9 protein-coding genes are annotated in these 12,842 nt (G+C 67.0%); 7 read left to right on the forward strand and 2 right to left on the reverse strand.

Annotated features, from left to right (window positions below; genetic code table 11):
- The first annotated feature begins 144 nt into the window (after positions 1 to 144).
- The 7 genes from LDL49_RS47010 to LDL49_RS47040 all read left to right on the forward strand — a co-directional run bounded on the left by LDL49_RS47010 (position 145) and on the right by LDL49_RS47040 (position 7,868).
- Positions 145 to 582, forward strand: coding sequence for a YybH family protein (locus LDL49_RS47010; RefSeq protein ID WP_225301447.1), 438 nt, complete (start codon positions 145 to 147; stop codon positions 580 to 582).
- A gap of 1,111 nt (positions 583 to 1,693) precedes the next feature.
- Positions 1,694 to 2,137 (forward strand): SRPBCC domain-containing protein, encoded by a 444-nt coding sequence (locus tag LDL49_RS47015; RefSeq protein ID WP_225301448.1) that lies wholly within the window; start codon positions 1,694 to 1,696, stop codon positions 2,135 to 2,137.
- Positions 2,134 to 2,490: an ArsR/SmtB family transcription factor gene (locus LDL49_RS47020; RefSeq protein WP_225301449.1), complete on the forward strand. Its 357-nt coding sequence runs from the start codon at positions 2,134 to 2,136 to the stop codon at positions 2,488 to 2,490. Before LDL49_RS47015 ends, LDL49_RS47020 begins: the two co-directional genes overlap by 4 nt.
- Before the next feature lie 354 nt (positions 2,491 to 2,844).
- On the forward strand, positions 2,845 to 4,242 hold the full coding sequence (locus tag LDL49_RS47025; RefSeq protein ID WP_225301450.1) for an MFS transporter: 1,398 nt from the start codon (positions 2,845 to 2,847) through the stop codon (positions 4,240 to 4,242).
- A gap of 219 nt (positions 4,243 to 4,461) precedes the next feature.
- Complete coding sequence (locus LDL49_RS47030; protein WP_225301451.1) at positions 4,462 to 5,253, forward strand: SDR family oxidoreductase; 792 nt, start codon at positions 4,462 to 4,464, stop codon at positions 5,251 to 5,253.
- A gap of 405 nt (positions 5,254 to 5,658) precedes the next feature.
- A complete protein-coding gene (locus LDL49_RS47035) occupies positions 5,659 to 6,072 on the forward strand; it encodes a PPOX class F420-dependent oxidoreductase (RefSeq protein WP_225301452.1) in 414 nt (137 codons plus the stop codon).
- Positions 6,073 to 7,196: 1,124 nt separating this feature from the next.
- On the forward strand, positions 7,197 to 7,868 hold the full coding sequence (locus tag LDL49_RS47040; protein WP_225301453.1) for a DUF3558 domain-containing protein: 672 nt from the start codon (positions 7,197 to 7,199) through the stop codon (positions 7,866 to 7,868).
- 200 nt (positions 7,869 to 8,068) lie between these two features.
- Here LDL49_RS47040 and LDL49_RS47045 read toward each other — a convergent pair whose 3' ends face one another.
- Both LDL49_RS47045 and LDL49_RS47050 read right to left on the reverse strand, forming a co-directional pair.
- On the reverse strand, positions 8,069 to 9,514 hold the full coding sequence (locus LDL49_RS47045) for a family 43 glycosylhydrolase (RefSeq protein ID WP_225301454.1): 1,446 nt from the start codon (positions 9,512 to 9,514) through the stop codon (positions 8,069 to 8,071).
- Positions 9,515 to 9,575: 61 nt separating this feature from the next.
- On the reverse strand, positions 9,576 to 12,794 hold the full coding sequence (locus tag LDL49_RS47050; protein ID WP_225301455.1) for a discoidin domain-containing protein: 3,219 nt from the start codon (positions 12,792 to 12,794) through the stop codon (positions 9,576 to 9,578).
- Positions 12,795 to 12,842: the final 48 nt, after the last annotated feature.

A 12,842-nucleotide genomic window follows, 5' to 3' on the forward strand; every position in this document is an offset into this window, starting at 1 on the left:
AGGGCGTCGCCGGGCCGGCGACGCGTCAGGTTGTGAGAAGCGTCCGTGGCACCTCACCCTCCAGAGGGCTGTGCCGGGCTACTGAGACCCCATGGACCGGCGCCAGAAGAGCTGGATGCGGTCAGAATTCTGAACGGAGGATCGATGACGTCGTACGATTCCGAGGTTAGAGCGCTCCTGGACACCCGAGTCGATGCCTGCCAGGCAAAGGACATTGATCGACTCATGTCACTATATTCTCCCGACATCGTCTATTACGATGTCGTTCCCCCTCTCCAGTTCACGGGATCCGATGAAGTCCGCCGCAACTTTGTACGGTGGTTTGACGAGTACGACGGCCCCATCGGCCTGGAAACGCACGACTTGACCGTTGTGACGAGCGCAGAAGTCGCCTCCGCGCACATGCTTCACCTGGACACCGGAACGCGCAAGAACGGACTCGATGGTGCAGTATGGCTACGATCAACCGTCTGCTGCCGACGGTCGAACGACAAGTGGCTGATCACGCACGAACACATTTCACTGCCGATCAACCCTGATCGTTCATGGGTCCTGGAGGGTCGCCTTACAGAACCGGGCTGATCTGTAGGTGCGGCGAGTTCCCTCCATCCCATACTCACGGGCGGGCACCGTCCTTGCTGACCTGCACCGAGGTCCCTGATGTCCAGGCACGACGCCGCCCGGCCGACGTCACGCCTCCCGCCGCCCAGGTAGGCGCCTGGGACGCCGGGCCTGGGCGTAGGCAGCTCCGCCCGCAGCACACCCTGCCGCCGCGACAAAAGGTCAACTTCCTGTTGAATCCCGCATTCCGCAAGTAGTTCATCCGGCGGCATATGGGAGGTCGGCGAACGTGCAGTGAACGCCTCCAACCATTTGCATGAGCCGCACCCGCACCGAGCGAATCGGGCGACATCAATAAGGCAACTCAGCGAGGGTGATCGTACAACGGCCACGTCACATGGATGTGTGCCGTTCTCCGGCCTTGACAGTACTGGCCAGGTCATCCCCAGAGAGACTGGATCGGTGACAGGTGTGCGCACATCTCGTTGCTGGTCGGGGAGCTCTGCTCGCGCAATCGGACAACGACTGTAGGGCGCGTCGCAACGCGATGCCGAGGCGCTTGCCTGTAGAGGCATGCGCCCGCCGACGGCGCTTCAGTGGTGCGGGCTCAGGACTGGGCTTCGGGTCTCTCGTACACGGCGACGCCAAGGCTGGCCGACCGCCGCTGGAACTCAGGGATGGGCGCGGTCAGCGACAGATTGGGGAGCGGAGGGCCGAGCAGGCGAGCAGGATGGAGGTGTTGCGCGGACATCGGGAACGGATGCTCACCCAGATGCACGAACTCGACTCTCCTCAGTCATCTCGCCTTCGTGGACGCAGCGTGTCTTCACTGCCCGGCGATCACTATGGCCGACCTGACGCCCTGCTCCGGATACGGGTCGTTCCGCCTGAGTATCGGGATGTGGTGATCGCTAAGGCATCGTTCGATTGACGCCTGATCACTTCCCCGACCGGCACCGGACCGGCGGGTGGCAGCCGAGAGACATCGGACAACACAGCCTTCTCGCTGGTATGCAGCGCGTACGCCGAGTGCCGCGTCGACGTCGAGCGAAGCGCAACTCTAGGGTTGCGCTCCAGGAGTCCGATGTGCAACTATAGAGTTGCGCGACAAACAGCAACAGAAGGAGACCTGATGAGCGAGGATCGGATCGAACGCGACACCTTGATCGAGGCGCCCTTGGAGCGGGTGTGGTCGCTGGTGTCGGTGCCCGGGTTCTGGGTGGCCGACGAGGCGTCCGTGGCCGGCACCGTGGCCACGGAAGGCGCGACGTTGGTCGCGAAGAATGCCAATCTGGGCGAGGTGTCGGTGCGGGTGGAGAAAGTCCAGCCGCCCACCTACGTGGCATACCGGTGGGCCAGCGCGTTCCCGGGCGAGGCGCTGCGCGCGGACAACAGCACCCTGGTGGAGTTCAGTTTGAGCACGGAAGGCGGCAAGACGCGCCTGCGCGTCGTCGAGAGCGGGTTCGCGGCGCTGAGCATGTCCGAGGAATTGCGCGACCAGACGGTACGGTTCAACATCAGCGGCTGGCCTCAGGTGTTCGACGCGATCAAGGCCCGCGCCGAACAGGCCGGGTGACCACACAGGAAGGTCGCGACGCCGCCGAGGCGGTCGACAGCATCCTGGCCGCACTGGCCGACCCGACGCGACGCCAACTGCTCAATGTGCTCGCCGCGCAAGGCGAGGCCACCGCGACGACGCTCGCCGAACAGCTGCCCGTCTCGCGGCAGGCGATAGTCAAACACCTCGCCGTCTTGGACGCCGCCGGCTTGGTTTCCGGCGGTCGGGCGGGACGCGAGGTGCGGTACGCGGTGCGGCCCGCCGCGCTGGATGCGGCTGCGCAGTGGATGACCGCTCTCGCGGCCGACTGGGATCGGCGACTGGCGAACATCAAGCGCATCGCTGAGGCTGCCGATCGGGAACAGGACTAGCCACCAGCAGCTAATGATCACATCTGCCGGCCGCTTGACGATCCCGCGAGTAGGCCAGGGCAGGTCTGGAAAAGAGCTTACGGCACACCCCCGCGCTCAGGGGTGTACTGAGCCTGCCCTGAATTCGCGCGAACACAGGTGGAACGTAACCGAGCGTGTGGCTACCCATCCGCTGATCGCACTGTGACCAGACCAGTGCGGGCGCGCACCGCAGAAGGCCGCACGGCGGCCGCAGGGCGGTAATCAACGCAAACATCCCACCACGACACCGCCGCATGTCTGCGACCCGTCAGACCGGCTCGACGACCTGCTGAAGGTTGGCCGCACCGGGTCCTTGAGAAAGGAAACCTTCTCATGACTACCGACACCACCTCACCGCCCCGTTTGACCGGCCGGCAGCGGTTGATCCTGCTGATCCTGCTCGGCGCGGGATTCATGCTGTCCGCCGATTTCTCCATCCTGAACGTCGCGCTGCCGGAGGTGGGCCAGGGAGTCGGACTGCATCTGGCGGCGCTGCCCTGGATCGCCTCTGCCTACGCCCTGCCCGCGGCGGGCTTCACCCTCCTGTTCGGGCGGTTGGCCGACCTGTTCGGCCGCCGTCGGCTGTTCCTCGCGGGCATGATCCTGCTGGCCGTCTCCTCACTGCTCGGCGGCTTCGCCTCCACCCCCGAGACACTGCTGGCCGCCCGCGCGCTGCAGGGCCTGTCCACCGCCATGTCCATCCCGGCCTCGCTGTCCCTGCTCACCGTCACCTTCGAAGAAGGCCCGGCTCGTGACCGCGTTCTGGGCCTCAACGGTGCGCTGCTGTCCGGCGGCTTCACCATCGGCGCGCTCCTCGGCGGCACCCTGGTCAGCCTGCTGAGCTGGCGCTCGGCGTTCTTTATCAACGTGCCCGTGGCCGTGGCCATCCTCGCGCTCACGCCGTTCCTGATCAGAGAGAGCAAGGTGCCCGACCGGGTCAAGCTGGACGTACCCGGCGCGATCACCGTGACCGGCGGCCTGCTGGCCGTCGTCTACGCCATCATCGAGCGAAGCATCCCCGCGGCCGTCGTCGGCATCGTGCTGCTGGCCGCGTTCTGGCTGATCGAGCTGCGCGCCGCCGCGCCGCTCGCCCCGCTCCACATTCTCAAGCGGCCGACCGTCAAATGGGGCAACTACGCGGGTCTTGTGGTGTTCAGCATGGAGACGGCGATGATCTTCATGATGACGCTGTACCTGCAGAAGGTCCTCGCGTTCGACCCGTTCGTGACCGGCCTGATCTTCGGCGGCCCTGGCCTGGCGGCGGTACTCGCGGGCCCGATCGCCGGGCGCCTCATCGGCCGCCACGGCTACCGCAGGGTGCTGCCGGCGGCCCTGGCCGTCCAGGGCCTTGCCACAGTTCCGCTCATCTTCACCGACTCCGACCGCGTGGGACTGGCCATCCTGATCCCCGCACTGCTGGTCAGCTTCTTCGGACACGTGACGGCCATCGTGGCTTACACAGTCACCGGCACCTCCGGGCTGCCGAACCAGGAACAGGGCCTGGCCACCGGCCTCACCACGATGACCCAGAACGTCGCCATCACTGTCGGCATCCCGGTCCTGAGCGCGATCGCCGCCACGCAAACCGCGGAACTGACCGGCATCCACCTGGCGCTGACCGTGAATGTGATCATCACGTTCGTCAGCGTCGTGCTCATCTTCGTCGGCCTGCGACCGCGAACCGAGCCGAGCGCCGACGCGTCGGCCGTGCCGTCGGCGAACAAGATCTAGCGCGCCATCCGACCGCGTCACCGCGATCCCGATCGGCATCGCCGTGGAAAAGGGGTGACGCGGCCCCTGATCGTCCTCCCTGCATCGCCCGTCGACAGACGTGCGAAGTCCTGGAGGCGGCGTGATGAGCCCGGCGGTCCCGCCGGGCGGTGAACCACCATCTACAACCCGCGTACGCCGCGGCCTTGGCTGCGGCATCGAAAATGAGGAGACCATTCCATGGATCTGCAACTGGCCGGCAAGACGGCAGTCGTCACCGGCGGCAGCAAGGGCATCGGCCTGGCCCTTGTCCGCACCCTGCTCGCCGAGGGAATGCGCGTGGTCACCGGCTCGCGCACCATCACCGCGGAGCTGAAGGAGACCGACGCGGTGCCCGTCACCGTCGACCTCTCCACCTCGAGCGGACCGGCTCAGCTGATCGACAGCGCCATCGCCGAGCTCGGAGGCATCGACCTGCTCGTCAACAACGTGGGGGTCGGCGACACCGACGAGTTCGCCAAGGGTGCCCGATTCAACCTGCTCGAACTACCGGACGACGCCTGGGAGGACACCTTCAATCTGCACTTCTACAGCGCGCTGCGAGCCAGCCGCGCCGCACTGCCTTCCCTGATCGAGCGCAAGGGCACGATCATCAACATCTCCTCGATCGGAGCACGGCTCGCCGCCGCCGGCCCCGCCAACTACAACGTCTCCAAAGCCGCGCTCAGCGCCCTCACCAAGGTGATCGCCGAGCAGTTCGGCGGACAGGGCGTGCGCGCGATCACCGTGTCACCGGGCCCGGTGAGCACCGGGGTATGGACCGACCCGGACGGCTTCGTCGGCCGTCTCGCCAAGGAGCAGGGCGTTGCTCACGAAGCGTTCGTGGACCAGCTGATCAGCGGGCTCGGCGTGACCACCGGCCGCATCGCCGCACCGGAGGAGGTCGCGCGGCTCATCGCCTTCCTGGCCTCGCCCGTCAACATCACCGGCAACGAGTACCTCATCGACGGAGGCATGATCAAGCACGTGTGACCTTCGGACGTGAAGATACGAACACATTTTCACCATCGTGAGCCCGAGGCACGCAGGTCGCACTGCGTGCCTCGGCGTCACGGGTCCCGTCCCCCTCTTCCGGAAAGCATGATAAAGGCCCGCGTTGGCAGAAATGCAACTTGCTGACTGCCTCGGCATCGCTGAGCATGGAAGCGCTCTTCTCGGGCGCATGTTTGGACAACTCCGGTGCGGCCGAACGTCTCGTCCTTCACGGACGAGACGTTCGCCTTTTCTGGTGCACCATCCACCGATGTCACGGCCTTCATCTGTTCGCACGTCACCAGGGAACCGCTCGTCGGGGCGGGCTGAACCGCAACGCCTGCCGTCGGAAACCCATAAACAAGCCAAACAATTCGCCAGGTCTCGCCGACGAAAGCCTTTATCATGCCTCGCTCAGCTCTGCCTGATCACCTCGTCGCAGCCCTCGCCCGGCCGAATCCTTGCGTGATCAGCACGATCCGCCCGGACGGCGCACCCGTCTCCGTCGCCACCTGGTATCTGTGGGAGGGGGGAAGGGTGCTGGTCAACATGGACGCCCAGCGCAAGCGTCTCGACTACCTGCGAGCCGAGCCTCGAGTCTCACTCACCGTGCTCGACGCCGACAGCTGGTACCGCCACATCAGTCTCCAGGGGCGAATGGTGTCTCTGATGGACGACCCGAATCTGGCGGACATCGACCGCATCGCCCGCCATTACACCGGTGGACCGTACTTCGACCGCGGACGACCGCGAGTGAGCGGCTGGATCGAGATCGAGACCTGGCACGACTGGGGGATGATCGCCGGTCCACGTGACTGATCATGGTTTGCGCTCCGCTGGTCATGCCGTAGCCAGAGAATCGACCACCGGCTGCGAGCAGGGACGCCGCCGCGCCGATCTGGCCCCGATCCCGTCGAACACGACATCCTCTCCCTGTGCAGCCGTGATCGTATGCATCTGGCCAGCCAGTCCAGCCGAGAGTGGTCGACCGCCTCGGCGCCCAGATTCAGGGCGGCAGAGTGCTTCTTCACTCCATGCACGGCGGCGATGACCATCGCCCCCGCCGCGAGAGCCAGCTGCACCAGGAGGTTGCCGAGGCCACCTATCCCCGGTACTACCAGGACCTGCTCCCCCGCCCGTACCGGGGTCCTTTCCAACAGGGCCAGGGCGGCGCTGCCGTCGTTCATCACGGTCATGGCGCTGCACAGGTCGAGACCCCCGGAGCCGGGAAAGCGACCTCCAGGGCGGCGGACACGGCGCAACCTCCGCCGTAGCCGTCGCTGACGGCGTGGGCGCCCACACGGGCATCCAGCCAGCTGTCGTCCACTCCGGCTCCGAGCATGGTGACCGGGCCTGCGACTGCACCGCCAGGAACATACGGAGGATCCACCGCGAACAGCTCGGGTCCGTCGCCGGATCGAATCAAGGTGTCCATCCAGGTCACACCCACGACCGCCACATCGACACCGCATTGTCCCGCTGCCGGCGACGGTGTGGGCAAGTCAACCAGTTCCAGGACCTCAGGGGCGCCGAACCGGGTCGCCATGATCGCTCGCTTCCCGACGCAGGCTGACCGGCGGCGATGCCCTGCATCTGAAGGTCCGATCGACATGGCAGAAAGAAGGCGGACGCCGGCAAGCTACCCGCAGTCCCCCGCGAGGGCTACCGCGACATCCCCGACGGGATGACCCGGAGCTGCGACTCTTCGACCGGGCCGATAGGCAGCGGCGCCGACGTCGTCGGCCCCGAGCCGCTGTGTCGTGCCATGGATGGAGGCATAAATGGCACGAAAATAGCGCATTTTGTCCGTAACCACTCCTCTCGAGCATCCGAGAGACTGCCAGACTCGATGGTCGCCGTACGGGTCATGGCCGCGGCGGGACGGTGCGACAGGTTTCTCATGGGGGTCAACAGTGGCGAGGGCAAGCGATGTAGCGGGTGTGATGCTCCTGTTCGAAATGGTCACGGCATGTGGGCTCACGCCGCCGACCGCGCCCGCCACCGCGAGTTCCCCCGGCCCTTCACGGCACGAGGCCGTGGCCACGTCGGAGCCGCCCGCCGAGTCCGCCCGGCTCGCGGTGCCGGACGACCCCTGTCGCGTGCTGACCACCTCGATCCGGTCGAGAATCGGGATGGGGCAGGGAACCAAGGACCGACTCGACCCGGCCTGTAAATGGCGCAACGACCCCGGTGACGTACCACCGTTCAGGTTCAGGGACCTCGGCATCGTCTATGACGCCGGCTTCACGGAGCTCACCTTCTCCCTGAAGGAGGCGAAGGAGAGCTTCGCGATCAAGAGGAGGAACGACTACCGGCAACCGAGCCTCTTCGGTGGGGCCCCCTCGGTGCGCGGCACGATCAAGCAGGTCGGCACCACCAAGGCGGGCAAGCACTTCGACGAGGGTTACTACGTGTACTTCGTCTACAAGGTCGGCGAGGCCCGGCGCGGCGAGGGGAAGGCCGTCCTGCGCAAGGGCAACGTGGTGATCACCATCAGCGTCAGCGGCGCCGACGTGCCCGGGCGCAGAATGCGCGACAGCAGACCGATCAGCAACGCCACCGCCCAGGCGATGATCGACATCGTGGCTGCGCGTGCCGTCGCGGCAGTCCGGTGACCTTCGCCCCTCAGGTCTCCGCCCACTCTCCTCCTCCATCCTGATCCAGGCATGGCCGATCACAGCGGATGGTCCCGTCGGACTCGTCCGGTACCTGCATCGCTGCAGGTACCGGAACACAGCCGACGTCGCGTCACCCGTGAATGATCACAGCTCACGGACAGGTTCGGAGTCTTGTCTCCGCCGTGCTCCCTGCCGTGTCATCCGCCGTACACCTCGATGCGATCGAGGCTGATGACCGTGCTGCCGGAGTCGGGGTTCCTGGAACCGGTCACGCGTACGCGCAGAGTATGCGGCCCCGGAGGCAGGACCGGGCTCAAGTAGTTGAGCTCCTCCCCGACGCGGATGCCGCTGTAGTAGTCCAGGCGCTGCTCAGCGCCGCCGTCGACGGAGATCGCGGCGATGCCGTTGCCCCAGTCGCGCACGCTGAGCAGGGCTACTTGGGTGCCGGTGAAGCGGATCGTCGCGGTCGCCCCCGCCCGGCCGCTCCAATGATCGTTGCCCTGGAAGCACTGGTTGCCGCAACCTGATCCTGACTGCCATGTTCCGCTGTACTGGACCTGGTTCTGTCCAGTGCCGACATCGAAATCGTTGATCACCGCGGTGGGTGCGCCCGGATCGCCCGAGGGCAACTGCTGGGCGGTACCGGCGGCTAGCGGCCTGCCGAAGCTGGGAGTGCCGTCGGGGTTCCAGCCGAACTTCTGCACCCGGGTCGTGCGGAAGGAGTAGGTGTAGGCGCTGGTGTTCTTGCCGTGGTAGGCGATCCAGTCCTCGGTGCCGTCGGGCGAGCGGAAGAAGGAGTGGTGTCCCGGACCCCACACACCGGCGGCGTCGTCGCGCCAGAACACCGGCCCGGGATGCTGCACCCAGCTGGCGGCCGCCATCGGATCGGCCCCGTCGGCGATGCTCGTCATCCACAGCTGGTAGTCGGGCTTGGCAGTGTCGCAGGTGGAGTAGGTCAGGAAGGTCCTGCCGTTGCGATACAGCGGCGTGGGGCCCTCCCGCACCTCGGCGCAGCCGCCGTCGGCGGGGATCGCCGTCCGCGCTCCCGTCACCGTCCACGGGTTGCTCATCCGGGCGATGTAGAGCTGCGCCGGTCCGCCCTGGCCTCGCCCGGGGCCGCTCCAGACGAAGTAGGACTGGCCGTTGTGGGTGATCGGCTCGCCGTCGATGGCGTACTCGCCGAAGTCGGCGATCTTGGCCTTGAACGCGTACGGCCCCATGGGGTCGTTCCCGGCCGACTCCAGCACGTACATCCGGTGGTTGGCGTCCACACCGTCGGAGGCGGTGTAGTAGATGTACCAGCGCAAGCCGACCTGCCGGAAGGCCGGCGCCCACATCTGGGTGTTACGGGAGGGGTCGCCGTCCTGCCAGACCACGTGCTCGGGTGCGGCCAGCAGGGTGGCCAGGCTGGCCGACTTCCAGACACTGACCCGATCCCCGCCTGTGGTGGCCAGGTAGTAGAAGCCCTCGTGGTAGAGCAGGCTGGGGTCGGCGCTGGGGTTCAGCGGGTTACGGAAGGTCTGCGCGGCGGTCGCGGCGCGCGGGTCGCGCAGCTCCGCGGCGGCGGGCGGGACGGACACGAGGGATAGCAGCAGGCACAGGGCCGCCAAGGCCGCCGCCGCCGTCCGGGATGGGAGGCCCATGGGCGATCCTTTCTGCTTCGCGGTGTCCGGCCGGGGACCCCCCGTCCCCGGCCGGAGGTCGTCAGCGGACTTCCAGCTCGGCCAGCTGCAGCCGCTGGTCGCCGACCGGGTCGGCGGACAGCCTCGTCGCAGCCATTCGCACGTAACGTGCGGTCACCGGGGCGAAGGACAGTGTTTCACCGGAGATCCCGGGACGTGCCTGGCCGGTCCTGGTCGCCACCGTGGTCCAGGTGGCGTTGTCGGCCGACACCTGGATGGTGTAGTCGACCGGGAAGCCGGCCCCGACGGCCTCGCCGTCCGTACGCGGGCGCAGGACCACCGAGCTGAACCGCGTGGGTCCGGCGAGGTCCACCGTGGCGTTCGCGGTGGATGCGCCATGGCTGCTCCAGCCCATGGAGTAGCCAAGCGCCGAGCGCGTCTGTCCGTCGGTGAGGGCGGTGCGTGACCATCCGTCCCCTTCGTAGGAGGTGCTCGTGCTGACCGCCCTGCCTGCGGCGAGGTTGCCGCCCGCCACCTCGATCTCGGCGAACTGCATCCGGTAGTGGCCGTACGGGTCGCGGCTGAGCTTGGTGCCCTCGACCTTCACGTAGCGCACATCGGTCGTCGGGAACGGGAACGTCTGCGCGCCCGCGCCCGGCGTGGCGAAGCCGGTACGGGTGGCCACGGTCGTCCAGGTGGACTTGTTGGCAGACACCTGAACGGTGAAGTCGACGGGGAAGCTCCGCCCGACATTGCCGGCGTCGGCCCGCGGGTACAGGTCCACTCGGCTGACCGGCTTGGCGGACCCCAGGTCCACGGTGATCGACTCGCGGTGGTCGGTGGTGAGGTCGGAGTGGCTGCTCCAGCCCATCCGTCCCGCGACAGAACCGCGTTCGCCGTCGACGGCGCCCTGAGGGCTCCAGCCGTCGCCCTCGTACGAGCTGCTCGCGGTGATGGCGCGGCCCTCGGCCGGGTTGGTCTCCGGGTTGACCTTGAAGTTGTCGAAGCGGGCGGCCGCGCCTCCGGTGATCAAGGCGATGTCGCCGGCCTGGTAGGCCTTGTCGGTCACCGTCAGGAGCGGGGCGGCATTCGCGCCCGCGTACACGGTGATCGTGTCGCCTCTGGCGACCACGCGCAGCCTGGACCGCTGCCCGGCGACGTAGCCCGGGACATTGGCCTTGGCCAGGATGGTACCGCTGCGGACGATGAAGACCTCGCCGTTGTTGCGCTGGGCGACGAGGTAGCCGGTGTCCATTTCGGTGCCGCTGAGGTTGCGGATCATCAACCCTGCCCAGTTCTCCTGGCCTCCGGCGGGGCTCACACCGGTGATCCTGAGGTCGACGGAGGCCGCCACGTCACGGTAGGCGCGGCCTTTGAGGTTGACGACGGCCTTGTCCCAGCCGGTGCCGGCCTGGGGCTGCACGAACTCTCCGCCGGAGATCGACCAAGAGCTCTCCTGCTGCCCGCTCGCGCGATTGATCGGCACGAGCCACTGCCGGGCGGAGGAGGTGTCGGAGAAGTCGTCGGCGTACGGGAAGCGTGGTTCGGCCTCCGCCGGGGCGAGCGCGTCCAGGATCTGCTTGTGCCGTTCGGTGACCGCCTGGCCCGACCGCTCGAAGGTCGCGATGTCGGTGATCACCGTGTCGGCGATCGCCCGCGCCGTCACGGGCTTGGTGGCCGCGAGCAGGTTGAGCAGCTCGTAGTCCTCCACCCCGTCGAGCTGCGCCTCGCTGCGAACGCTGTCATAGACGTCGTAGCGCGCCTTGTCGGGCCGGACGATGTAGCTGTCGCCGTTCTGGGGTCCGTCGAAGGTGTCGTAGTCGCGGAAGTCGCCGTCGGGTTCGTACGCCCAGTAGTTCCAGCCCCAGTGCTGGAAGCCCTTGCCGCCGATCTTCCACACCAGCCAGGGCATCAGCCGTGACTTGGCCAGGTGCATGCCGATGAGCCGGTTCACCTGGTAGTCCCACGGCACGATGCAGACGTAGAGCCACAACTCCTTGCCCTTGAGCCGCTGATCCTGCCAGTAGCCGGTGTGGTCCTCGTAGTTGTCGGTGTACGGCGTGAAGGTGGTGATGTTCTCAGCCGCGCCCGGCAGGAACGTGTAGCCGTGGGCCTCGTTGGTCAGCGGGTCGGGGAAGTAGGCAGTGTAGATGTCGTAGAACCACGTGGCGGCGGTGACCTGGGCCTGCTCCGTCGGCTCGTCGAGCGCGCTCATGTAAAACTGGTCTGTCCAGCCCTTGGCGTCCAGATGGGCCTTCAGCGCGGGGAAGAGCTTGTTGAGATAGGCGGTCGTCTCGGCGGTGTTCGGATCGGCCAGCACCTTCTGCGGTTTGCCGTCGGATCCGCGTTTGAGCATTTCCAGCATCGGGCGCGACGCGCCCTGGACCGGGTGGGGCTCCAGAAGGGTCGGCGTGTAGATGTACTGCATGGCGCCGGCGTCCTCGAACAGCTTCACGAACCGGTCGAACGTCGCCCAGCCGAAGGTGTAGTTCCCCGCCGTGTCGATCGTGGTGTCGGGGATCAGCAGCGCCTGGAAGTCGGTGTAGATGACGTTGTTGCGGTGCTTGGCCTGGTTTCTCGCGAAGGCTGCGATGACCTTCCACCAGTTGGGGCTGTAGGCCGCGGCGTCGGCGTACTGCTCGGGGATCGACAGTTCCGCGCCCTTGTAATCCCATCCGACCGAGGCGAACCAGTTGTTCTGCTTGAACGTCGACTGGTCGGCCGGCGGGACGGTCACGGGGTAGACCCGCACCGAGACCGGGATGGGCACGTCGCCGGCGCTGCTCTCGACGGTGACCGAACCGGTGTAGACCCCGGCCGGCTGGCCTGTGGGGATGTGCACGCTGTAGTGGTAGGCCTGGGCGTAGTTTGCGGGCACCAGGATCGGGGTGTTGTCGACGAGGGCGTCGTAGAAGGAGGTCCCGCCGGCGGGCGGGATCTCGTACTCCTTGAGCCAGATGTTCCTGCCGTGCATGACCACGTTCGGATGGTTGTACTGCCGTCTGACGGTGATCTCGCTCACCGGGATGGTCGCGCCGCCGGGCCCGGCCAGCGCCGTGGGGCTCAGCGAGACGCCGTCGGCTTCCGAGGGCGGCCGGTACAGGACCTGCGCCGCCTCGTACTCTCCGCGTGCGGCGTACAGGGAGATGGCGGTCGCGGGATGCGCGGGCGGGGTGCTGGTGGAGAAGACGTGATCGGCGGAGTTCTGCACCCACGCGACGGGCGCCGCGGCCTGCGCGGCCGCGGGCAGCAGGGGGGGCAGCAGGCTGGCCAGCCCCACGGCGGTTATGAAACGTTTCAACAAGGAGGTCATGGTTCCTTCCTGGCGGATGAAGTGGGAGGCTCGGCG

The sequence above is a fragment of the Nonomuraea aurantiaca genome, assembly GCF_020215705.1.
GTDB lineage: Bacteria > Actinomycetota > Actinomycetes > Streptosporangiales > Streptosporangiaceae > Nonomuraea > Nonomuraea aurantiaca.